The sequence below is a fragment of the Variovorax sp. UC74_104 genome, assembly GCF_044055375.1.
In the GTDB taxonomy this organism is placed as follows: Bacteria; Pseudomonadota; Gammaproteobacteria; order Burkholderiales; family Burkholderiaceae_C; genus Variovorax.
This window is the reverse complement of sequence record NZ_CP171979.1, coordinates 569,358-592,033: the sequence shown is the minus strand read 5'-3', so window position 1 is coordinate 592,033 and position 22,676 is coordinate 569,358. Positions and strand designations below refer to the sequence as shown.

22 protein-coding genes and 2 pseudogenes are annotated in these 22,676 nt (G+C 68.7%); 18 read left to right on the top strand and 6 right to left on the bottom strand.

The annotated features are described in order from the left end of the window. Positions 1-96: 96 nt before the first annotated feature. Positions 97-756, bottom strand: coding sequence for a type III secretion system export apparatus subunit SctR (gene sctR / locus ACHMXA_RS33460; protein WP_125947233.1), 660 nt, complete (start codon positions 754-756; stop codon positions 97-99). 28 nt (positions 757-784) lie between these two features. Next, positions 785-1,900, bottom strand: a complete 1,116-nt coding sequence (gene sctQ / locus ACHMXA_RS33455) for a type III secretion system cytoplasmic ring protein SctQ (protein WP_395321675.1) — start codon at positions 1,898-1,900, stop codon at positions 785-787. A 312-nt stretch (positions 1,901-2,212) separates the two neighbouring features. Between sctQ and sctV the strand changes: the two genes are divergently transcribed. From sctV to ACHMXA_RS33390, 13 genes and pseudogenes are all read left to right on the top strand, one after another. Beyond that, the gene (gene sctV, locus ACHMXA_RS33450) at positions 2,213-4,285 is read left to right on the top strand and encodes a type III secretion system export apparatus subunit SctV (RefSeq protein ID WP_395321673.1); all 2,073 of its coding nucleotides are present in this window, start codon (positions 2,213-2,215) and stop codon (positions 4,283-4,285) included. 44 nt (positions 4,286-4,329) lie between these two features. Next, a complete protein-coding gene (gene sctS, locus ACHMXA_RS33445) occupies positions 4,330-4,596 on the top strand; it encodes a type III secretion system export apparatus subunit SctS (protein ID WP_093200459.1) in 267 nt (88 codons plus the stop codon). 14 nt (positions 4,597-4,610) lie between these two features. Then, a complete protein-coding gene (gene sctC / locus ACHMXA_RS33440) occupies positions 4,611-6,374 on the top strand; it encodes a type III secretion system outer membrane ring subunit SctC (RefSeq protein ID WP_395321671.1) in 1,764 nt (587 codons plus the stop codon). 2 nt (positions 6,375-6,376) lie between these two features. Further along, the gene (locus tag ACHMXA_RS33435; protein ID WP_395321669.1) at positions 6,377-7,567 is read left to right on the top strand and encodes an FHA domain-containing protein; all 1,191 of its coding nucleotides are present in this window, start codon (positions 6,377-6,379) and stop codon (positions 7,565-7,567) included. A gap of 144 nt (positions 7,568-7,711) precedes the next feature. Next, on the top strand, positions 7,712-7,918 hold the full coding sequence (locus tag ACHMXA_RS33430) for a hypothetical protein (RefSeq protein WP_021004014.1): 207 nt from the start codon (positions 7,712-7,714) through the stop codon (positions 7,916-7,918). Positions 7,919-7,991: 73 nt separating this feature from the next. Beyond that, the gene (locus tag ACHMXA_RS33425) at positions 7,992-8,405 is read left to right on the top strand and encodes a hypothetical protein (protein WP_093305386.1); all 414 of its coding nucleotides are present in this window, start codon (positions 7,992-7,994) and stop codon (positions 8,403-8,405) included. A gap of 7 nt (positions 8,406-8,412) precedes the next feature. Beyond that, positions 8,413-9,219, top strand: coding sequence for a type III secretion system inner membrane ring lipoprotein SctJ (gene sctJ, locus ACHMXA_RS33420; protein WP_371132211.1), 807 nt, complete (start codon positions 8,413-8,415; stop codon positions 9,217-9,219). A gap of 6 nt (positions 9,220-9,225) precedes the next feature. After that, positions 9,226-9,930, top strand: a complete 705-nt coding sequence (locus ACHMXA_RS33415) for a type III secretion system protein (RefSeq protein ID WP_176666426.1) — start codon at positions 9,226-9,228, stop codon at positions 9,928-9,930. Then, positions 9,912-10,550, top strand: a complete 639-nt coding sequence (gene sctL, locus ACHMXA_RS33410; protein WP_395321665.1) for a type III secretion system stator protein SctL — start codon at positions 9,912-9,914, stop codon at positions 10,548-10,550. Before ACHMXA_RS33415 ends, sctL begins: the two co-directional genes overlap by 19 nt. After that, a pseudogene (locus ACHMXA_RS33405) lies at positions 10,547-11,895 on the top strand (FliI/YscN family ATPase). Before sctL ends, ACHMXA_RS33405 begins: the two are co-directional and overlap by 4 nt. Then, positions 11,892-12,380, top strand: a complete 489-nt coding sequence (locus ACHMXA_RS33400; protein ID WP_176666429.1) for a serine kinase — start codon at positions 11,892-11,894, stop codon at positions 12,378-12,380. Before ACHMXA_RS33405 ends, ACHMXA_RS33400 begins: the two are co-directional and overlap by 4 nt. Positions 12,381-12,423: 43 nt before the next feature. Next, positions 12,424-13,206, top strand: coding sequence for a type III secretion system export apparatus subunit SctT (sctT, locus tag ACHMXA_RS33395; protein WP_395321663.1), 783 nt, complete (start codon positions 12,424-12,426; stop codon positions 13,204-13,206). 4 nt (positions 13,207-13,210) lie between these two features. Next, a complete protein-coding gene (locus ACHMXA_RS33390; RefSeq protein ID WP_395321661.1) occupies positions 13,211-14,242 on the top strand; it encodes an EscU/YscU/HrcU family type III secretion system export apparatus switch protein in 1,032 nt (343 codons plus the stop codon). 14 nt (positions 14,243-14,256) lie between these two features. On the opposite strand, the gene ACHMXA_RS33385 is transcribed toward ACHMXA_RS33390, so the two are convergent. Then, positions 14,257-15,054 (bottom strand): helix-turn-helix domain-containing protein, encoded by a 798-nt coding sequence (locus tag ACHMXA_RS33385; RefSeq protein ID WP_395321659.1) that lies wholly within the window; start codon positions 15,052-15,054, stop codon positions 14,257-14,259. A 367-nt stretch (positions 15,055-15,421) separates the two neighbouring features. Here ACHMXA_RS33385 and ACHMXA_RS33380 point away from each other — a divergent pair, with 367 nt between their 5' ends. From ACHMXA_RS33380 to ACHMXA_RS33360, 5 genes are all read left to right on the top strand, one after another. Continuing rightward, a complete protein-coding gene (locus tag ACHMXA_RS33380; protein WP_395321657.1) occupies positions 15,422-16,360 on the top strand; it encodes a LuxR C-terminal-related transcriptional regulator in 939 nt (312 codons plus the stop codon). 6 nt (positions 16,361-16,366) lie between these two features. Continuing rightward, a complete protein-coding gene (locus tag ACHMXA_RS33375) occupies positions 16,367-16,852 on the top strand; it encodes a hypothetical protein (protein WP_371132214.1) in 486 nt (161 codons plus the stop codon). Between the two features lie 227 nt (positions 16,853-17,079). Beyond that, positions 17,080-17,613, top strand: coding sequence for a hypothetical protein (locus ACHMXA_RS33370; RefSeq protein ID WP_395321655.1), 534 nt, complete (start codon positions 17,080-17,082; stop codon positions 17,611-17,613). A gap of 57 nt (positions 17,614-17,670) precedes the next feature. Then, on the top strand, positions 17,671-19,512 hold the full coding sequence (locus tag ACHMXA_RS33365; protein WP_395321653.1) for a RecQ family ATP-dependent DNA helicase: 1,842 nt from the start codon (positions 17,671-17,673) through the stop codon (positions 19,510-19,512). Between the two features lie 208 nt (positions 19,513-19,720). Beyond that, positions 19,721-20,593: an IclR family transcriptional regulator gene (locus tag ACHMXA_RS33360; RefSeq protein ID WP_256099080.1), complete on the top strand. Its 873-nt coding sequence runs from the start codon at positions 19,721-19,723 to the stop codon at positions 20,591-20,593. 31 nt (positions 20,594-20,624) lie between these two features. Here the strand turns inward: ACHMXA_RS33360 and ACHMXA_RS33355 are convergent, their stop codons facing one another. The 3 genes and pseudogenes from ACHMXA_RS33355 to ACHMXA_RS33345 form a co-directional block, all read right to left on the bottom strand. After that, positions 20,625-21,629: a tripartite tricarboxylate transporter substrate binding protein gene (locus tag ACHMXA_RS33355; protein ID WP_176666435.1), complete on the bottom strand. Its 1,005-nt coding sequence runs from the start codon at positions 21,627-21,629 to the stop codon at positions 20,625-20,627. A gap of 39 nt (positions 21,630-21,668) precedes the next feature. Further along, on the bottom strand, positions 21,669-21,905 hold the full coding sequence (locus tag ACHMXA_RS33350; RefSeq protein ID WP_395321651.1) for a tripartite tricarboxylate transporter substrate-binding protein: 237 nt from the start codon (positions 21,903-21,905) through the stop codon (positions 21,669-21,671). Positions 21,906-22,002: 97 nt separating this feature from the next. Then, positions 22,003-22,653: pseudogene (locus tag ACHMXA_RS33345) on the bottom strand (Bug family tripartite tricarboxylate transporter substrate binding protein); the annotation flags it as partial. Between the last annotated feature and the right edge of the window lie 23 nt (positions 22,654-22,676).

Below are 22,676 nucleotides of genomic sequence, written 5' to 3'. Positions count from 1 at the left end.
AACAACGAGTTCTCGTAGACGGACGCGCGCCAATGCGTGGATTCGAGGGGCTGCGCGATGCGCGCGGCAGCCGAAGAGTCATGCGCCGTCGCGAGCTCATCGATACGACAGCACGAGCCCGTGCACCAGTCGCGTCCAGCCGTCGAGCATCACGAACAGGAGCAGCTTGAAGGGCAGGGAGATGGTGGTGGGCGAGATCATCGACATGCCCAGTGCCAGCAGCACCGTGGCGACGATCAGGTCGACCACCACGAACACCAGGTAGATGATGAAGCCGATCTGGAACGCTCGCGTGAGCTCGCTGAGCGTGAAGCTCGGCACCAGCACCATGAAGTCGTCGTCCTTCAGTTGCTCGGCGCGTGCCTTCGGCCAGATGTTGGCGGCCGACTTCAGGAAGAACTGCCGCTCGCGCTCGTGCGTGTGCTTCTGCAGGAACTCCTTGACCGGTGCCTTGGCCGCGTCGATGACGGCCATGATGTCGCCGAGTCCTTCGCCTTTGGCGCCGAAGCTGCGGCTGCGCAGCGTGTCGCCGATGTCCATGCCCACCGGCGCCATGATGTAGACCGACAGGATGATCGCGATGCCGTTGAGCACCATGTTGGGTGGTGTCTGCTGCAGGCCCAGCGCGGTGCGCAGGAGGCCGAACACGATGACCAGCTTGGTGTAGCTCGTCACCATCAGCGCCACGAACGGCGCGATGCCGAAGGCGACGATGAGCGCGACCAGCGTGAGGGGTTCGGGAAGTCCGCCTTGCATGGGTATGGACCGCTTGAGGGGCGGCCTCTCAGACTTCGCCCGGCGCGAATTCCGACACGCGCACGCCCAGTCGGTCGCCCACCGCGACCAGATAGCCCTTGCCCAGCACGTTGCCGTGCGCAAGGATGCGCACCGGGCTGCGATTGAGCGGCTGGCCCAGGTCGAAGACGTGGCCTGCGCGGATGCTCCGGAGTTCGCCCAGCGACACGGAGAGGTCGCCGACCTCGAAGCGCAGCGTGACCTCCAGCGCGTCGAGCCGGTCGATCGGCAGGTTGGCGTTGTCCGCGACGTCGGTCGCGAGGGCGGGTGTGTCTGGCTTCATGGCACTGTCTCTCGATTGCTGAACGGTGATGCGCGAGCCTTCGGCAAAGGCGGAAAGATGCCGACCCGCGGGGCCTCCGAGTTCCGCCGTGACCACGATGGCGGCTCCAGAAGAACTCCATTGCTCGATGCCGACGATGTCGCCGGGCCGGATGCTGCCCACCTCGCCCAGGCGGATCGGCGTGCTGCCGAGGCGAAAGCTCACGGGCAGGCGCAGCGCGTCGAAGGCATTGGCGGCGTGGGCGTTGTGGCGCGGGCCGGAGCCCGCGGGCACCAGCGCGTCGAGCGTGGATGAATCCTCGAACTGCACGAAGCCGTGCAGCACGGCGCTGCCTTCCAGCGGCATGGCGACGAAGAAGGCCGCGCGTTCCGGATCGCAGTGAAGCGGCACCGCCTGCGGGCTGCGCTCGCGGGCCTCGCGCGCTTCCGCTTCGGAAGGCTGCCATTCGAAATGAAGCCGCAGCGCCTTCTCGAGCGCATCGACCAGTGGATGCAGCGCATCGGCAAGCAGGATGTAGCGAAGGTCGCGCGGCAGCAGGTCGATGCGGCGTTCGCCCAGCAACGCCTGGAGGCTGGGCGCATCCATCGAGAGATGACCGATGTGCGCGCCGAGCCTGAAGCGGAAGCTCTCGCGCGCGGTGCGGCCGGAGGCCGGGTCGTGGTGCCAGCGGATGCGGTAGCGCGCGCCGCGCGCGGCCGCCATGTCGGGCAGCGGCGCGGCGCCGTAGAGGCGATAGAGCGCGCGCACATTGGCTGCATCGGCACGCGGCAATGCGCGGGCTTCGCCGAGCTCAGTCACTGCGTCGGCGCCTGCGTCAGGCATGCGTGCTTTCGGTCGGTATGCGGATGCTGGCGGCTGTGCTTCTTGTCACCTTCTTCATGCCTCGGAGCAACGCGAGACGGCTCGCATCGGGACCGGCAGCTTAGCCAGACGCATTGCGCGAAGGTAGTCCGCAAACACGTAGTGCCGTGCGCGCCACACGCGGCGAGCGTTTACGAAAACTCGTGGTTGCCGTGAATGGATGGCGGCGCATAGAGTCCGTCGCGACGCGAATCCCCGCGATCGACAACGAAGCGATGCAATGCAATCGGCATCGCACGGCACTTCGGAACACCCGCAAGAAGAAAAGACACCATGGCGAGTTCTCCGCGACCCTTCCCTGCCTACAGCGGCGGCGTGCGCGACCTGCTGGGCAATGCGGGCCGCTACAACGACCTGCTGCTCGCGGGACTGCTGGTGGTGATCGTCGCGCTGTTCGTGTTGCCGCTGCCCACGCCGTTGCTCGACCTGCTGATCGCGAGCAACCTCGCCGTCAGCCTGGTGCTGCTGATCGTGGCGATGTACGTGCCTTCGGCGCTTTCGCTTTCGACCTTTCCGTCGCTGCTGCTGTTCACCACGCTGTTCCGCCTCGCGCTGAACATCGCGTCGACCAAGCTGATCCTGCTGCATGCGCACGCGGGCCACATCATCGACACCTTCGGCAAGCTGATCGTCGGCAACAACGTGGTGGTCGGCGGCGTGGTGTTCCTGATCATCGCGATCGTGCAGTTCATCGTGATCGCGAAAGGCTCCGAGCGGGTGGCCGAGGTGGCCGCGCGGTTCGCGCTCGATGCGATGCCGGGCAAGCAGATGAGCATCGACGCCGACGTGCGCGCCGGCGTGCTGTCGTCCGCGCAGGCGCAGAAGCGCCGCCAGATGCTGGAGCAGGAGTGTCAGCTCCACGGAGCCATGGACGGCGCGATGAAGTTCGTCAAGGGCGACGCGATCGCGAGCATCGTGATCGCGCTGGTCAACATCCTCGCTGGCATCGCGATCGGCACGATGATGCACGAGATGAGCCTGGGCGGCGCGCTGCAGCGCTACGCGATCCTCACGGTGGGCGACGGCATGGTCTCGCAGATCCCGTCGCTGCTGGTGTCGATCGCGGCCGGCATCGTCATCACGCGCGTGAGCACCGGCGAGCGCCGCGACACGCAGCTCGCGAACCAGATCGGGCAGCAGCTGATGGCGCACCCGCGCGCGCTGATCATCGCGGGCCTCGCGGTCGCGAGCTTCCTGGTCGTACCGGGTTTTCCGAAGTGGGTGTTCGGCCTGCTGGCAGCGGTGCTGCTGGGTCTGGGTTTCGCCGTGCGCATGCGGCGCCAGAAGAACCAGACGCCGGGCTGGATCTCGCACCGCGAGGGCGCCGACCAGGAGGACACCGACGGCGACCACGCGATCGCAGCGCCGCTGGCGGTGCGGCTGTCGAGCGGCCTGCGCGGCGGCATCGACCGTCATGCGCTCGACCTGCAACTGGCCCGGGTCAAGACTTCGGTCGAGTCCGATCTCGGTCCCGTGTTCCCGCGTTTGCAGCTCGCGTACGCGGACGGCCTTGCCGAGCACGGCTACCAGGTTCTGGTGCACGACGTCGCCGTGACCGAGGGCACGCTCCGGCCCGGGTGGCTGATGCTCGATCCGGCAGAAGCGGCCGCACCGCCGGCCGGTGCCGAGGTGGCCGAGCCTTTCGGTCCCTTCGCGCGGGTGGTCTGGGTGCCGGGCGAGGCTGCAGGCTTCAAGGCCTGGGACAACGAGGAGGTGGTGGGCCTGCATCTGGACCATGCGGTGCGCGGCAACGTTCGCGAGCTCATCGGCCTGCAGGAGGTGCAGCGCCTGCTGCATTCGGTGCAGCGCGATGCGCCCGAGCTCGCGGCCGAGGTGTCGCGCGTGGCCTCGAGCCAGCGCATCGCCGAGGTGCTGCGCCGGCTGCTGCAGGAAGGCATCCCGATCCGCAACCTGCATGCGATCTTCGAATGCCTCGCGACCTGGGCGCCGAAGGAGCAGGACGCCATCGCGCTGACCGAGCTGGTGCGCATCGACCTGGGGCGCTACATCACCAGCCGCTACGTGGGGCCTAACCGGCAGCTCGAGGCCATCCTTTTCGAGTCGAGCCTGCTGGAGCGCGTCCAGAACGCGATCGAGCGCTCGCCCCGCGGCAACCTGCTGCTGCTGAGCCCGGCGGTCACGCAGGACATCCGCGAGCAGGTGCGCCGCATCCTCGGGTCGGCCGCGACGCGCGTGGTGGCCATCGCCTCATCGGACGTGCGCCGCTACATCAAGACGCTGATCGAGCCGGTGGCCCCGCTGCTGCCGGTGCTGTCCTACCAGGAAGTCGACGAAGACGTGGCCCTGCAGCCGGTGGGCTGGGTCACCAATCCGCAAGCCCACTGATGAACTTTTCACAGCCTTCGAAGGCGCACCGCAAGAACAACGCAATGACTCCGCAGAACATCCTGGACATCACGCGCGAGGGCCTGCTCCTCGTGCTGTGGATCTCGCTGCCGGTGGTGGCTGTGGCGACGCTCACGGCCCTCGTGGTGGCGGTGCTGCAGGCCGTGACGCAGGTGCAGGACCAGAGCATCGGCCAGTCCATCCGGATGATCGCGGTGATGGTCGCGATCATCGCCACCGCGGGCTGGATGGGGCGCGACGTGATGCGCTTCGCCGAGCGCGCGATCCAGGCATTGAGTTCGCTGCCGTGAGGAACTTCTTCGACATGCCCGCACCGCGCCTGAAAACCTTCAGCCTGCGCAGCCTCGTGCTGTGGGGTTACGCCGCCCTCGCACTGCTGGCCGTGCAGCCGCCGGCGCGCGCGGCCGAGCTGCGCTGGAGCAACCGGCCGTTCCAGATCGTCGCCAACGAGAAGCCGCTGGCCGACTTCCTGCGCGAGCTGGCGTCTTCGCAGAACGTCACGGCGGTGATCGACACCAAGGTGGCCGGCGTCATCAGCGGCAAGTTCGCCGGCTCCGCGCTGGCCACGCTCAACAGCGTGTGCGCGGTCAACGGGCTGACCTGGTACTTCGACGGCGCCTTCCTGTTCATCGACCTGGCCGCCGACGCGAAGAGCGAGGTGCTGCCCATCGCGGCAGAGAACGCAGGGCGCATCGCCGAGACGCTGGTGCGCCTGCACATCTCCGACGAGCGCTATCCGCTGAGCATCAGCGAGCGCGACGCCAGCGTGTACGTGACCGGGCCGCGCCGCTACGTCGAGATGGTGCGCCAGGCGGTGAAGCTGGCCGACCAGAAGAGCGCGATGGCCGAGGGCGCCGAGATCAGGCTGTTTCCGCTCAAGTACGCGTGGGCGTCGGATTTCCGGATCAACCGCTCAGGCAAGGAGACCGTCATTCCCGGTGTGGCCAACGTCCTGCGCAGCCTCTATGGCCGCGCCAGCGGGAATGCCCCGTCGGGCGGCGGCGGCGCGCGGGGCATGAGCGGCGGCATGTCGCTCGGGCCGAACCGGCAGATCAAGCTGCGCAGCGGCGAGACCATCAACGCCCCCAAGGTCGAGATCGCCGGGGGCGGCGGCGGAGATGCCATCGCACCGGGCGGCGTCTCGGGCATCGCGGGCGGCGAGCTGCCCCAGTTCCAGGCCGACACGCGCATGAACGCGGTGCTGGTGCGGGACATGCCCGACAAGATGGCGCAGTACGCGAAGCTGATCGAGTCGATGGACGTGCGCCCGCGGCTGGTCGAGATCGAAGTGACCATCATGGACATCAGCTCCGACACGCTCAACAGCCTGGGCATCGACTGGCGCCTGCATGGCCGGCACGCCGACTTCCAGACGGGCCGCGGCGACCGCGGGCAGCTGACCTGGGGCGGCACGGGCAGCGAGGCCGGGCAGATCGGAAGCTCCGACGGTTCGGGCAATCCGCTCACGCCGCTGGGCGGCATGTTCACCGCCGCCATCGGCAACAGCGCGCGCAACTACCTGCTGGCCCGCGTGACCGCGCTGGCCACCAACGGCAACGCGAACTTCGTGGCGCGCCCCAAGGTGATGACGCTGGACAACACCGAAGCCGTGCTGGAGAACCTCAGCGAGTTTTACGTGCGGGTGGACGGCTTCCAGGACGCGGGCCTGTTCAGCATCACGGCCGGCACCGCCGTGCGGGTGACGCCGCTGGTTATCGACGAGAAGGCCTCCCGCGGCGTGATGATGTCCATCGACATCGTCGACGGCGACCTCAGCCCGATGTCGGTCGACAAGATCCCGATCGTGCGGCGCCGCACCGTCAACACGCAGGCGCTGGTGGAGGAGGGCGCGAGCCTGCTGATCGCGGGCTACTCGTCGGAAGAGAAGAGCAATGCCGTCACGGGCGTGCCGCTGCTCAAGGACATTCCGGGCGTCGGCGGACTCTTCCGCTCGACCGAGAAGAAGCACTCGAACATGGAGCGTTTCTACCTGCTGACGCCGCGCCTGGTGCTGCCCGGCGCCACGGCGAACGTGCCGACGCTGCCCTTGCCGGAAGTGGGAGGTTGAACGTGCGCGACCAGGACGACGACATCTCCCTCGACGGCGAAGAGCAGGCCGCGGCCGGCCCGGCTCCGGCGGCGCTCGGCGACGGCTGGTGCCTGCGCTTCCTCAGCGGCGCGGTGAAGGGGCGGACCATCGCGCTCAAGCCCGGCCTCAACGTGCTGGGTTCGGGCGGCGACTGCGAAGTGATGCTGCCCGGCGGCGACGTGCTGCCGCGCCATCTGGCGTTCACCGTCGGCGAACTGGTGGTGTCGATGCAGCGCCTGGGAACGGCCTCGGCGCGGCTCAACGGCGAGGATATGCGGCAGCCGCGCAGGAGCGTGGTGGCGGGCGATGTCGTGAGCCTGGGGCAGATCGACTTCCAGCTCGACCGCAGCTATGCGACCCGCGTGCGCGAGGACCGCATGTTCGCTCCGGACCATGTGGCGCAGCCCGATGCGCTCGCACAGGCGAGCCCGTCGTCGGCCCGATCGCGGCGCCTGGGCTACTGGGCGGGCGGCGTGATGGCGATGCTGGCGCTCGTCGGCCTGGCCGCCGTGTCGCTCGGCGATGCGGGCGCCAGTTCGCGGCGCACCGCCCGCGTGGACCTGGCGGCGGTGGAGAAGGCGCTCGTGCCGTTCCCCGAGGTGGAAGTAGTGGCCGCGCAGGGCGGCCGGCTCGGCGTGAAGGGCTATGTCGAGTCGAGGCAGCGCCGCGAGGCCCTGCAGCAGGCGATGGAGCCCTTCGGCAGCCAGGTCAGCGTCAACGTGCATTCCGCCGAGGACATGGTCGAGCAGGCGCGTCGCTACGTCGGCGACCCCGGCGTGGCGGTCACCTACACCGGCCAGGGCCGCCTGGTGCTCACCGGCACCGTGGAAGACGCGGCCGTGCGGCAGAAGATCCGCAGGCTCAGCGAAGACCTGCATCCGTCGGTGCTGGTCTCCGACAAGGTCCAGTACCGCGAGAAGCCCGCCGCCGAGCCCAAGGAGACCGACCTGCGCACGCAGTGGGACGGCTGGCAGAGCGTGCTGCCGGCGCGCATGGTGAGCATCACCGAGGACGGCAACGGCCTGCGCCACATCCAGCTGTCCAACGGCAGCAGGTACTACGAAGGCTCGGTGCTGCGCTCCGGCGCGGAACTCAAGCGCATCGACGCCGATGGGCTGGTCCTGAGCGGCGGCGTGCCCGACAGCGGCAACAACAACAGGCGCGGGAGGTGAGGCATGGCCATCGGCAAGGTCCTCCTCGCGCGCACTCCGGATTTCATGCGGCGCCGCATCCGTGCGCCGCGTGGAATGGCTCGTCCCGCCGGGACGGAGCGCTTCAACCCTCGTAAATCATCCTTTCTTGACCAGGAGATACACATGGCAGGCGCAGTTGACAGCTCTATCCAGCAGATGAACCAGGCCGCGGCGGACAACGCCAGGCTGATGTCGGCCAGCATGGCCGCCTCCACCAGCATCCAGGGCGCGGCCTCCACCGCGCACACGGTCAACGGTGCGAGCGCCGCCGGCGGCGAGGTGGCCAAGTCCACCGGCAACGACATCCGCCAGTCGGCCAAGTCCTCGTAAGCAGGTCCGCGCGATGCCCCCGGGGTGCATCGCGCGGCCCTTTTCCCCCAAGGACCCCCGAAAGAGGTGAACCATGACCGATCCCACCGCGCTGGTCGCGGCAGGCGCGCAGCCGGCCGGCGTGTCCGGGCCCGCGGCGCCGCAGCAGTCCGCGGCCCCTTCGCGCCTCGATCCGGGCGAGACCCGGATGTTCGCCAACATGATGCAGGGCGTGCAGGCGCCGCCGTCCGCGGTGGCCGCGCCGAGTGCGCTGGGCGATGCCGCCAAGGCGCTCGCGTCCCAGCTCTCGGGCAACGTGCGCTCCTACGAGGAGATGCGCCGCAGCATGCTCGAGTCGATCGACATGTCCGACCCCATCAAGACCATGTTCGCGATGACCGACCACGCCATGGAGGCGCACATGATGTTCGCGAAGATGCACATTTCCACGGGCCTGGCGAGCGCCGCCACCAGCCTGTTCGGCACCCTGCTGAAGAACCAGCAGTGAGGACGCCGTGAAGCTGCTGTCGCGCACCCTTTCATTCATTCCGCGCCGCAGCCGCTGGCTCGCGGCGCTGGCCCTGCTGATGGCATTGGGCGGCTGCAAGGTCGGCCTGTATTCCAACCTCAACGAGCAGGAAGCCAACGAGATCGTCGCCGCGCTGTCGTCCGAAGGCATCGATGCGGCCAAGAGCCGCGTGGAGGGCAGCAACTGGCAGGTCGAGGTCGACGAAAGCCGCATGAGCGCCGCGCTCGACGTGCTGCGCGCCCAGGGCCTGCCTCACGAGCGCTTCGCCACCATGGGCGAGGTGTTCCAGAAGCAGGGGCTGGTGTCCACGCCCTCCGAGGAGCGCATGCGCTACATCTATGCGGTCTCACAGGAGCTGTCGCAGACGCTGCGCAACGTGGACGGCGTGGTGTCCGCGCGCGTGCACGTAGTGATCCCGGCCAACGATCCGCTCAGCGAGAAGACGCGGCCGTCGTCGGCCGCGGTGTTCATCAAGCACCGGCCGGACGTGGACATCCGCCTGCTGGCGCCGGCCGTGAAGGAGATGGTGGCGCACAGCATCGAGGGGCTGACGCACGACCAGGTGTCGCTGTCGCTGTTCGAGGCGCGCCGGCCGGCGGTGTCGGCGGCCGCCCTGGCAGGCGGCGCCAGGGAGCGCCCGATGGTGCTGGGCCTGTTCCCGGCCTCGACCGCGATGGTGCTGTTGGGCCTGCTGCTTGTGGCCGCCGTCTGCCTGATGGTGCTGCCGGTGCTGCTGCGCAGGCAGGGCGTCGACTGGCGCAACTGGGCGCGCCGCCAGGTGCTCAGGCGCTGACACGCCATGCCGGCATCCGCTCCTTCCGTCGACCCCCAAACCGCACAGGCCGCGCCCGGCCCGATGGACCTCGTGCGGCTGGTGATGCGCTTCAACCTGCATCCCGAGATCGACCTGCACCCGAGCTGGCTGCCCGCCGACTGGCCGGCGCGCCACCGCATCCCGGCGCGGCTGGGGGAAGCGGGCCGCACGGTTCTTGCCGGCCAGCTTCGCCGCGGCCAGGGGCCGGCGAACGGTGCCGCCGACTACAACTTCGACGCCCGCCTCAAGCGCGTGGTGCTGCTCGACGGCGCCGCGCTGCGACGGCTCGCGGCCTACATGGGCTTCTGCGTGCACCTGCCGCTGTTCCGGCTGCGTGGCGGAGCGGGCGCGCAGATCCGCCGCCAGGCCCGCCGCTTCGACGCGGATGCCGTGCAGTTCCTGCTCGAGCGCGTGCCGCAGCTCACCGAGCTGCGCATGGACAACGCCGCGCTGCAGCAGTGGCCGCTTTCCGCGGGCCGGGTCGCGGTCGACCGGGGCTATCGCCTGCTGCTGGCGGCGGCCGCCGCCGAAGGCGAGGTGGTGCGCCGCCGCCTGGAACACAAGCTGCCGCGCCGCATCTCGGTGCTCGGCGCGCCGCCGCTGCGGCGACGCCAGATCCTGCAACTCAACGAACTGATGCTCTCGTGCATCGTTCCCGAAAGACTGCCCCAATGGGATTGGCTTTTCTGATCACCACCGAGAACCTTCAGCTCCTGAGCGAGCGCAAGGTTCTGAAGGAACACGAGTACGCGGCGCTGCTCGACGCTTCGACCGTGGTCGAGACCGCGCGGCGCGAGGCGCGCCGCATCGTGCAGCAGGCCACGCAGGATGCCGAGGCCGGCCGCAGGCAGGGCTACGAAGAGGGCCTGCGGCAGGCCAGGACGGAATATGCGACCCAGCTGGTGACCGACACCGTGGCGGCCGAGCGCCAGCTCCATGCCCTGCGCGAGTCCATGGCGCATATCGTGGTCAAGGCCGTGGGGCAGTTCATTGCCGACGCGGACCCGACGGCGCTGTTCGAGGCGGCGCTGCTGCGCGTCGATACGCTGATCCGCCAGGAGCCCTTCATCACCGTGCGCGTGGCGCCAGCGCAGGAGGCGATCCTGCGCGGCGTGGTCGCGCGGCTGCGCAGCGACGCCAACTGGTCCATGACCGTGCACTTCGTGGCCGACGCGGCGCTGCCCGTCGGTGCATGCGTGCTGCAGACGGCGTCCGGCGTGCTCGACATCGGCGCCGATGCACAGCTCGAGGCCTTTCGCCGCGCGGTGGAGCGCAGCGGCCTTGGCGAGGGCGGGGAGGGGCAGCAGTGAATCCGGTGTCCGACGCGGCGCTGGGCATCGTCGCCGAGCTCGAGCAGGCACTGGGCCGCGTCACGCCGGCGACGATCCGCGGGCGCGTGAGCAAGGCGGTGGGCATGCTGATCGACGCATCGGGTATCCAGGCCCATGTGGGCGAGCTGTGCGAGCTGGTCACGCCAGGCGAGCCGCCGCTGCTGGCCGAGGTGGTGGGCTTTCGCGACAACACCGCCATCCTCACGCCGCTCGGGCCGATCACCGGCATTTCGGCGCTGACCGAGGTGCTGCCCACGGGGCGCGGCCATGTCTGTCCCGTCGGCGCGGGCCTGCTCGGGCGGGTGCTCGATGCGCTGGGCCAGCCCATCGACGAGAAGGGGCCGCTGAAGACCCGCACGCTGCTGCCGGTGCACCGCGAACCCGTGAGTCCGCTGGCGCGCCGCATGATCGAGGCGCCGCTGCCCACGGGCATCCGCGCGGTCGACAGCCTGCTCACGCTCGGCGAGGGGCAGCGCGTGGGCGTGTTCGCGCCGCCGGGCGTGGGCAAGAGCACGCTGCTGGGCATGCTCGCGCGCGGCGCGACGGCCGACGTGAACGTGATTGCGCTGATCGGCGAGCGCGGGCGCGAGGTGAAGGAGTTCATCGAGCACAATCTCGGCGCAGAGGGGCTGGCGAAGACGGTGATGGTGGTCTCCACCTCCGACCGGCCGCCGATGGAGCGCATCAAGTCGGCCTACGTGGCCACCACCATCGCCGAGCATTTCCGCGACCAGGGCAAAAAGGTGCTGCTGTTGGTCGATTCGCTCACGCGCTTCGCGCGCGCGCGCAGCGCGAGATCGGCCTCGCGAGCGGCGAGCCGCCCACGCGGCGCAGCTATCCGCCCTCGATCTTCTCGATGCTGCCGCAGCTGCTGGAGCGCGCTGGGCAGGGCAGGACCGGCTCCATCACGGCCGTCTACTCGGTGCTCACAGAGGGCGACGAGGAGAGCGACCCCATCGCCGAGGAGGTGCGTTCGATCCTCGACGGTCACATCGTGCTGTCGCGCAAGGTCGCGGCGGCCAACCGCTATCCGGCGATCGACGTGCTCGCGAGCATCAGCCGCGTGATGCCGCTGGTGACCTCGCGCGAGCACCGCGCGGCGGCGGCGCATTTTCGCGGCCTGCTGGCCAAGTACCAGGAGATGGAGCTGCTCGTGCAGATCGGCGAGTACAAGGCCGGCGCCGACGCGCTGGCCGACGAGGCGATCGGCGCGCGACCGGCGACGCTCGAATTCCTGTCGCAGCCGCCGGACGCGAGCCTGCCCTATGCGCAATCGGTCGAGGTACTGCGGCAGTTCGGCTGGACCGGGGAGCGCGCGCGATGAGCGGCGTCGACTGGAAACTGCTGGTGGGCGTGCGGGAGCGCCAGAAGACCGCGGCCATGGGCGTGGTCGCGCGCGACAGGGCCGCCGCCGAACAGAGCCACGCCGAACTCCGGCAGGCCGAGGCGTGGCAGCAGCAGCAGGTGCAGAACAAGGCCGCGCACTGGCAGGCGACGACTGGCGCGCTCTCGCACGGGGAATGCAGCGTTGCGCAACTGCGGCATGCGGGTGCTTGGAGCACCGCGCTCGATGCGCGGATCGCCGAGGCAGGCCAGCTCGCCGCGCAGGCCGGACAGGCCCACGCGCTGCGCGAGAGCACGCTCGAAGCCAGCCGGCAGAAGCTGCGCGCCGTCAGCGGCGATGTTGAGAAGGCGCAGCAGATGCTGCAGCGCGCACGCAGCGAGCAACTGCGCTTGCGCGAGCTCCGGCTCGACGATGCGACCGAGGAAGCTACCTCGCAGGCATGGGCTGCGCGGCGCCGGGCCTAGGGGCAACGAAAAGACGAAAAGACAACCAGAGAGATCCATTGCCGTGGACGCTTCCATCGAACTGGCCAGCCTCGAGAGGTTCTTCTCGTCGGTGGTGCTCACCCTGCCGCGGCTGTTCGCGATCTTCGCGGTGGTGCCCTTTCTTTCGGGCGGCATGATCACCGGCACGGTGCGCAACGGCCTGCTGCTGATGCTCGCGCTGTTCATGTCGCCCGTGGCGGGCGACATGCCGGTGGCCTCCATCGGCACCTGGGTGCTCATCGCCGGCAAGGAGGCTTTCATCGGCCTGCTGCTGGGCCTGGGCTTCGGCATCTTCATCTGGGCGGTGCAGAGCGTGGGCGACCTGATCGACTTCCAGACCGGCTCCAGCAACGCGTCGTTCTTCGACCCCGTGGCGGGCCACGAGAACGGGCCCACGGGCGAGTTCCTTGGCTGGATGGTGATCACGCTGTTCGTCTCGGCCGGCGGGCTGCTCGCGATGCTGGGCGTGGTCGTCGACTCCTACCGGCTCTGGCCGGTGGCCTCGTTCTTTCCGAACCTGGGGCTGGTGATCGAGCAGTTCGCGATCCGCCAGGGCGAAACGCTGTTCCTGTGGATCGTCAAGCTGGCCTCGCCGGTGATCTTCGTGCTGCTGCTGGTCGAACTGGGCGTGGGCCTCGTCAGCCGCGTGGCGCCGCAGCTCAACGTGTTCGTGTTCTCGCAGCCCCTCAAGAGCCTGCTGGCGCATCTGATGATGCTGCTGTTCGTGTTCTTCGTGTACGAGTCGCTGCAGGAATTCCTGCGGCCCGAGAACGGCGTGCTCGACTTCCTGCGGGCCACGCTCTAGCGCCATGGCGGAGAAAGACCAGGACCCAACGCCCAAGCGGCTGCGCGACGCGCGCAAGCGCGGCGAGGTGGTGTTCAGCAGCGACGTGGCATCGACCGTCGTGTTCGCCGTGGTCGTGGTCTGCATGTGGCTCGGGGGCGGTGCGCTTTACAGCCTGCTGCGCGAACTCTGGCTGCATGCCACCAGCACCAGCCTGCTGACGCAGCCCGACGACCGCTTCGCCGAACTGCTGCTGCACACGGGAGAGGCACTCGCGTGGGGCACGCTGCCCATCATGGCCATCGCGGCCGTAGCCGGCATCGCGGGCTCGCTAGCCCAGGTGGGGGGCGTGGCGGCGTGGGAGCGGCTGAAGCCCGACTTGAACCGCATGAACCCGGCGCAGGGGCTGCAGCGCATCTTCTCCACGCGCAACCTCATCAACCTGCTGAAGATGAGCCTGAAGACGCTGCTGCTCGCGGGCCTGATGTTCGTGGTGGTGCGCGGCTTCGTCGATACCTCGCTCAAGCTGGGGTATGCCAACCCTGCAGCCATCATGACCGCTTCGGCCCACATGGTGCTGGTGACCTTCGGGTGGTCGGTCGTGATCTTCGCGCTGATGGCCGCGGTGGACTACGCGCACGAGCACTTCGAGTTCATGAAGCAGCAGCGCATGTCCATCGAGGACATCCGCCAGGAATACAAGGAAGTGGAGGGGGACCCGATCAACCAGTCGCGCCGCCGCTCCGCGCACTTCGAGGCGGTGTATGCCAGCCTGGGCGATCGTGTGCGCATGGCTTCGGCCGTGATCCATTCGGCCCGCACGGCCGTCGCATTGCAGTACCTCGGCGAGACCGACCTGCCGCGCGTGATCGCGCGCGGCGAGGGCGAAGTCGCGGCGCAGATCCGGCGCTTTGCCGGCGAGGGCCTGGTGCCGATGGAGTTCGAGCCTTCTCTGGCCGAGCGCATCTATGCGGAGGTTCCGGTGGACCAGCCGATTCCGCGTTCGCTGTATGCGCCTGTGGCCACTTTGCTGCGCTGGGCGCAGGGCCTCGGATGACACCGGGTCGCGAGCTATCCGGCGATGCCGTTCCTGGCCGAGGGTGGCTGCAGCGCGTCGAGCGCGGCGAGCCTGCGGTAGTCGCCCGGCAGCACGGCGTAGGTGCTCATGAAGGTCTTGTGCAGATGACTCTGGTCGGTGAAGCCCGCCGCATGCGCCGCGTAGGTGACATGGGCGCCGCCGGCGATGAGGTCGCGCGCGTACTCGATGCGGTGGCCCACCAGCATCTCGTGCGGCGTGAAGCCCCAGGCCGCGCTGAAGCGCCGCTGCACGTGCACGGGGTGCCAGCCGACCGCATCGGCCAGGCTGTCGAGGGTCATGCGTTGATGGAAGCCCGACGCGATCAGGGCATAGAGCCGGTTCAGGCGTTCGTCGCCGCTGTCGGGGAATGGTCGTTCCGCGTCGAGGGAGTCGTTCTCCGTGGGCGAGGGAGCGGGGAGCCACTGCGCGAGGCGCCGGCGCAGCAGTGCGCGGCCGGCCGCGATGTCCTCGGGGTCGCCGGTGCTCGTGGGAACGAAAAGCAGGCGGTGGCATTCGAGAAATTCGAGCGCGGCGGCGGCGTCGATGAACACCGAGACACCCGCATCGTTCTCCACGCGCGCGAGCGGCGGCGCATCGTCCGCGGGGCTGATGCAGCGTGCCACGGCAAGGCTGCAGAAGAGGGCGTCTTCGCGCCAGGCATGCGAGCACGCCTGCACGGAGTGCCAGACATGCGGCGCGATCCGGAACAGCGCGCCCGGCGGCACCACGGTGACGCGCGTGCCGCTGCGCACCTGGAGCTCGGTGTCGGCCACCGCGAGCGTGAAACCCACGTGCCGGTGCGGCCGGACTTCGCGATGGCGAAACCGGTTGATCGTGAATTGAAGACCAGCGAGATCCGCGTCTCGCCAGTATTGGGAGGCAGGCAGTGCCATGGAGGACCGGGGTGTGTGCGGAGGTCGGGCGTTTGCCTCGCGCGATGTGCAGCATGCCAGCGCCGCCGGCATCTGTGAAGCCTCCGCCGGACAAGGACCCGTGCAGACTACGCCTTGTTCAAGCGAAGGTACTCAATTGGATGCGTGGGGTTTTGGCAAATGCGCCGGAAGCTAAAAATTTACAAGGCGATGACAAGGCCCTTGCGGTACTTTGGCCCAAGTCCGTCGTCCTCTCCGGCATGGCGGTACATCCATCAGGCCTTCCATGATTCTGTCCACCTTGTTTCATCGTGCCTCGCCTGCGTCGGCGTCCGAGGCGCAGGGTTTCGATCCGGTGTCGCGGTCGCAAGCGGAGCAGCAACCCGCCAATCCGGTTCCGCAGTTCTATGACGAAGAACATCTGTACCTGCCGCGAAGTGCGCCGCCCCATGCCGGCGGCGTGCCGGCCATAGTCGGCGAGCTGCTGGATGCGCCCAGCAATGAAGCCCGCACGGCATTGGTGCGCGGCATGCTCCACGCGCTCGATTTCGATTGGCTGGGCTACGGCACGGTGGCGTACATGCGGGGCCACTGGTGGCCGCTGAGCTTCTTCACCGCCTACGCGAACCCCGAATGGACGAAACGCTACTTCGCGCACAACCATTGCGGCGTCGACCTCAGGCAGCAGGGCGTGCCCGCGTCGAGCCTTCCGCTGGCTTGGGACGTGGCCCAGCTCGAGGCCCTGGCGGCGGAGACGTCGGACGAGCTGAGCGAAGAGCGGCAGCGGTTTCTCGACGACCTGTATGCCAGCGGCATCCGCAGCGGGCTGCTGTTTCGCCTGGCATCTCCCACGCACGTGAACCAGCACACGGTGATCAGCCTGCTGTCGCGCAGGCCAGGAAGCGACTGGATCAGCGACAGCGTGATCGGGCAGGGGCTGATACTGGGACTGGGCGTGCACGAGTACGTGTCGCGCCACACGCGCATCGTCGGTGCGCCGGGCGCGGGCCGCATCGAGATCTCGGCCACGCAGCAGGACATCCTCCAGCATCTGCTGCAGGGGCGCAGCGACAAGGAAATCGCCAACCGGTTGGACCTTTCGTCCCATACGGTGGACTACCACATGCGGCAGCTGCGGCGCCGCTTTGCAGCGCGCAACCGGGTGCAGCTGGTCAATGCCGTGCAGCAGGGCGACAGCGATTTCGGGGTGCTCGGGGAGAGTTGATGCCGCGTGATCCACGAGCTGATCGAGTTCGCACACGGCCGCGGCATGGCCCTGAGCCTTATTGAAACCATGCCCTTGGGCCAGACCGGCTGCGATCGCACGGAACAGTTCCTGGGCCTGGACGCGTTGCGCCGCGAGATCAGCAGGCGCTGGACTCTCAGCGACCTGACGGACCGCAGCGGAGGCCCTGCGCGCTACGCAAGGGTCGAGCAAACAGGAGGGCTTATTGGTTTCATCACGCCGCTCACCGCGCACTTCTGCGGTGACTGCAATCGCGTCCGCGTGACGGCTGACGGCACTCTCTATACCTGCCTTGGGCATGAGAACGGCATCGATCTCAGAAAGCTGTTGCGTAGCTCGATGAGCGAGGCGCACGTGCATGAGGCCATCGGCCATGCCGTGGAGCAAAAGCCCAAGGGACACGAATTCTCGCTTCAAGGACGCGTCTTGCCGGTCAAGCTGGTCCGCCACATGTCCGCGACTGGCGGGTAGGCATGGCCTCGCCGTTCCGGGTCCCAGGATTGCCGCATGTTCAGCATCCTGCGCAAGCTACTTGAGCCTTTCTGCGTCTAGCGCTTAGCGCACGGCCAGTCGTTTGCGCATGCAGGCAAGTGCGTGGACCGCGCAGGCGCGGACCGTGAGCACGAACTCAGCTCTCGAATGTTCGCCGGCGTCCGGCTGAAAATCTCGTCTGGCAGCGCCACGCGATGAGCCAGGGCATGAGCGCTTCGCCCGCGGCGGTCAGTTTGATGGAATGCCGTACATGCCCTGCGCGCGCCCGTGCAGTCGGCTACGCGGCGTGGCACGTGACTGCATGCATCGCCCCAGCGCCTGTCTGCGTCTCGACCGAAATCAGAAGCGGCCGGAACGCGCCAATCTCCTACTTCCTCGACGCCCGGCAGCGCGCAGGCTTGGTGCATCTTTTTCTTTTCGAGGCACGAAAGATCATGGCAACCAGCAGCATCCTCGGCGGCGAGCGCGCGCCGATCACACCCAAGGGCACCGATGCGGAGAGCCTCGGGCCGAGCGACTCCAGCGACAGCGGGAGCGACGCATCGGGCACCAATGACGCGGCGGACGAAGGCGGACTCGAGGCCCCTACCAATGCCGACATTCTTCCGGACCGCGTAGGCGTCCTCCCGGATGCCGCGGCCGAGGTTGAGGGTTCGGTGGACGACCCCGGAGGCGCTGAGCGCGCAGGACCTGGCCGACGAGGTTGCAGTCGATTCAGAAGGCGAGGGCGAAGCGGCTGAAGGCGAAGAGGGCGAGGGGAGCGAGGAGCCTGAGGACCAAGGCAGCGGGCAGCGCTGATGCCTTCAACCTGCTTGCCTGCCTCTGCCGGACGGCGTCCATCCTCCAGCCAGCTGAACCGCACCCTGCGCAGCGTGTTCGGTCACACCCGTCTGCGCGCCGGTCAAGCCGAAGTCATCGAGCGGATCATGCGGGGGCTGTCCACGCTCGCCGTGATGCCCACGGGCGCAGGAAAGTCGCTGTGCTACCAGTTGCCGGCGATGCTGCTGGAGGGGCGCACGGTGGTGGTCTCTCCACTGATCGCGCTGATGAAGGACCAGTGCGACAAGCTCAGAGCCCTGGGTATACGGGCAATCCAGGTCAACAGCGCCCTTTCCGCAGACGAGCTCGCTTCGGCCGAGGCGGCACTGCGCGATGGCAGCGCGCGCATCGTGCTGACCACGCCCGAGCGGCTTGCCGATCACGCCTTCTTGCAGCAGCTCGCGACCCATCCCGTCGCTCTGGTGGCGGTGGACGAGGCACACTGCATCTCGCAATGGGGCCACGACTTTCGGCCGGCGTTCCTGGACATCGGCCCCGCCGTTCGGGCGCTGGGCGCCCCCACCGTGCTGGCCCTCACCGCCACGGCCGGCTCCGAGGTTGCCGCAGACGTGATGAAACACCTCGGGATCCCGCGCAGCGGGCTGATCGACACGGGTGCCTATCGCGCCAACCTGCACTTCTCGGTGGAGCAGATGCAGCAGGAGGACGATCGCCAGCGACGCATCGTGGAGCTGGTGCAGGAGGAGACCGGATGCGGCATCGTCTACGCAGCCACGGTGAAGGCCGCGGAGCAGGCCTTCGAGACGCTGCGCGCGCGAGGCGAGTCGGTCGCGCTCTATCACGGCAAGTTGGGAACGCGCGAGCGTGGCGAAGCCCAAGAGCGTTTTATGAGCGGTGCCACGCGGGTGATGGTGGCGACCAATGCCTTCGGCATGGGCATCGACAAGCCGGACATCCGCTTCATCGTTCACTCACAGATGCCATCGAGTCTGCACGCTTACTACCAAGAGGCGGGGCGCGCCGGCCGCGACGGGCTGCGGGCGCGCTGTGTGCTGCTCTTCCATGCCAAGGACCGGGCGGTTCAGCAGTTTTTCCTGGCCGGAAAGTATCCCCAGCTCGAGGACCTCGATGCGGTCTATCGGCAGTTGCTCGCCACACCGCCTGCGGGCGAGGGCTGGACCTCGGCCAGTCTCCTCGACGCAATGGATCGCCCGCGCAGCAAGATGCAGGCCGCTGTTGCTCTGCTGCGGCAGGAAAAGCTGCTGCGCATCGGCCGGCGAGGAGAGATTGCGCTTCGACAGGAGGCGGCCTCGCGCGTCGACCTGGGCACGATGCTGGACGCCTACAAGGAGCGCCGGCTGCAGGACCGGGAGACGCTCGAGCGCATGCTGTCGTACGCCCAGGCAGGTCAGTGTCGCTGGCAGATGCTGTTGGCCGATCTGGATCCTTCGGCCGAGGCGAAGCGCTGCGACACATGCGACAACTGCCGTCGTATTGCAGCCCATGAGGCCGCGATGGCGCAGCCGATCCTCATGAACACGCAGTCGACAACGGCGACTGTGGCCGTGGCTCCGAACCCTCCGGCGAAGGCGCCCGCACGGAAGCTGCGTTTCGCCGAAAGCGATCCGGTCAAGGTCAGGCGTTTTGGTGCGGGCGTCGTCGTCGCCTCGACCGAGGGGTCCATCACCGTGGCTTTCGAGGATGGCACCCAGCGTTGCATTCATCCGGACTACGTCACTCGTCGTCGCGTGCCACGAAAGTCGGTGAGCTCCGATCCCGAGACAGAGACTGATACCGATGCTCTCTTGGCCGGCGGTGCATCGGCGCGCGGCCTGCTCAAAGCAAGCATGCCGGCCTGAGTGCCTCGGCAAGATGAACTTGCCCGGCCGAGTGACCTGGCCCGAGCGATATGTCGCTTCGGAGCGAGGCCTCGAAAGCATGGCAACGCCGAGCTCAGTTCGGGCCTCGCCGATGCCGATCGGGTCGGGCGCGGCGCCTGCCGCTCAGCAGCGAGTGAAGCATCGCAAGACCCGCCCCGCGCAGATCGCATCCACTAAGATCGGTCCGATGAAGCAAGAGGGCGGGCGCGAGTCGCGCCGCAAAGTAAGCGTGGAGCGCAGCGCACCTGCGGATGCAGGTGCGCCGGCGCTGTCCGGCGAGATCGATGGACAGCTCGACGCCGCATCGCGCGGCGCGGCGGAGTCGAGCCTTTCGCGCCTGCTTGGCACGCTGGGGCTTTTCTCCACCGCCAGCCCCTCGCTCACCGTCGAAGAGATCGCCACCCGCCTCAAGGTGCCCAAGAGCACGGCCTACCGCTACATCCAGGAACTGTCGAAGGTGGGTCTGCTGGTGCGGCTGGACCGCAGCATCACGCTGGGTCCGCGCATCATCGAGCTGGACCGTTGCATCCGCGAGTCCGACCCGGTGATCCGTGCCGCCGCGCCGCCGATGCGCGAACTGGCCGAGCAGACGGGGCTGGATGTGTTCCTGTCCAAGCTCTATGGCCACTCCATCATCACGGTGCACACCGAGTTCAACGACCCGCTGCCGCACCTGCGCTATGGCCGCGGCAGGCCAGTGCCGGTGTCGCGCGGCGCGAGCGCGAAGGCCCTGGTGGCCTTCCTGCCGGCTGCGCGGTTGCGCAAGCTGCACCAGGAAATGGCCGGCGAGGCGGTCGACACCCCGCCATGGGATGCGTTCTACGAAGAGGCGCAGCGCATCCGCCGCGAGGGCTACTGCCGTACCTCGGGCGAACTCAACGAGGGCAAGACCGGCGTCTCCGCGCCGATCTTCGGTCGTGGGCGGCTCGTGGTCGCCAGCGTCACTGCGCTGGGCAGCGATGCGCGGCTGGCGCTTTTCGATGCAGAGGCCATCGCCGAGCTGGTCAAGCGCACCGCGCACATGATCAGCGTGCGGCTGTCGGCCGACGGGCACCTGTAGACACCCCAGTCGACCCGGCAGGCTGGCCACTTCAGAAGACGATGTTGGCCTTCTTGACGATGGGCGCAGCCGCGGCCAGCGAGCGGCGCCAGGTCTCCAATGCCTGTGCGGGCGTGCTCACCACGGGTTCGAGGCCCAGCGCCACCATGCGCGACTGCACCTCGGCATCGCCCGCGATGGACTGCAGCGCAGTCGCCAGTCTGGCGACGACCGGGGCCGGCGTACCCGCGGGAGCGAACACCGCGAACCAGCCGGCGTTGCCCATGTCGCGCACGCCCAGTTCCTCGAAGGTGGGCACCGCCGGCAGCGAACTCACGCGGCGCAGGCCGGTCACCGCCAGCGGGCGCACCGAGCCGGCCGTCACCATGGCCTCGACGGCGGCGACGGTGAGGAACACCGCATCCACCTGGCCGCCCATCAGGTCGGTGATGGCGGGCGACGAACCCTTGTAGGGCACGTGCAGCAGCTCGACGCCGGCCGACCCGGCCAGCACCTCGCCCATCACATGGGCCGAGGAACCCGCCCCGAAGCTGCCGTAGCTGAGCTTGCCGGCCTTGGCCTGTTGCAGGAAGGCGCGCAGGTCCTTCGCGGGGCTGTCGGCGCGCACGGCCAGCACCAGCGGCGCGTTGGCCATCACGCTGACGATGGTGAAGGCCTCCTGCATGCTCTTGCCGGGCGCCACCTGTTGCTTCGAGGCGAGCGCGGCGATCACGTGCGTGGAGTTGCTGCCGAACATCAGCATGTGGCCGTCGGCCGGCGGCTGCAGCACGGTGCGCGCGGCGATCAGGCCGTTGGCGCCGGGCTTGTTGTCGATCACGACCGTGCCGCCCAGCGCGGCCTGCAGCTTCTGGCCGATGAGGCGGGCCACAGTGTCGGTGCCACCGCCAGCGGCGAAGGGCACCACGAGGTTGATCGACCGTTCCGGCCAGGTCGCCGCTCGCGCCAGGCCGCTGCCGCAGGCGGCCAGGGCGGCGAGTGCGCCGAGGGCCTTGCGGCGATGGACGAGAAGTTCGCGATGGAACGGGGCTGAAGTCATGGTGTGGCGGGAAAACTGGGAGAAGAAGAGGGCTGCGCGTCAGTCGACGCGGATCTGCCGCGCCTTGACGATGCGGTCATAGGTTGCGCGGCCCTCGGCGATGCGGGCCGCCATCTGCTCGGGCGTGCTGTAGACAGTGGTGAAGCCCAGGTTGCCGAAGGTCCTGGCCACGGGCTCGGAAGCGAGTGCGGCGCGCATGGCCGCGTTGAGCCGCGCCACGGTCTCCAGCGGCGTGCCGGCGGGGGCCAGCAGGCCGAAGAAGCCCTGGATGGTCATCTCGGGCAGGCCGGCCTCGGCGGCGGTGGGAATGTCGGGGAAGGCCGGGGTCGCGCCGCTCGCCGGTCATGAACAGCGGCACCAGCTGGCCGGCGCGCAGGGCGCCGATCAGGGGCGAGGTGACTTCGTCCATCAGCTGCGCCTCGCCGCGGATCACCGCGTCCTTGGCCATGACGGCGCCCTTGTAGGGCACGTGCACCACGGGCGCGCCGGTGGCGGCCAGGAAGATCTCGCCCAGCAGGTGGTTGCTGGAGCCCGCGCCGGCCGAGGCAAAGTTGAGCTTGCCCGGCTCGCGCTTGGCCAGCGCCACGAATTCCTGCACTGTGCGCACGCCCAGGCCCGGATTCGTGACGAAGACGAAGGCCTGCGTGGCGCCCAGGCTCACCGGGACCAGCGTAGCGACGTGCTCCTGGTTGGGGTAGATCGCCGGTGCCGCCGTCAGGCTGCTGCCGCTGCCCCACAGCAGGGTGTAGCCGTCAGGCCTGGCCATGGCCGCCGCCTTGGTGCCGATGCGCCCGCCCGCGCCCGCGCGGTTCTCGACCACCACGGGCTGCTTGAGCTCCACTGACAGTGCCTGCGCCACGGCACGCGCCGAGATGTCGGTGGAGCCGCCCGGCTCGAAGGAGACGATGAGCGTGATCGGGCGCGAGGGCCAGGCATCGGCGCAGGCGGCGGTGCTGCCGAGCAGGCAGGCCGCGGCCAGGAGGGAGAGCAGGGCGCGGCGACGCGTGGAGGAAAGGATCGGCATGGCGGGCTCCAGGAAAAGGTGCA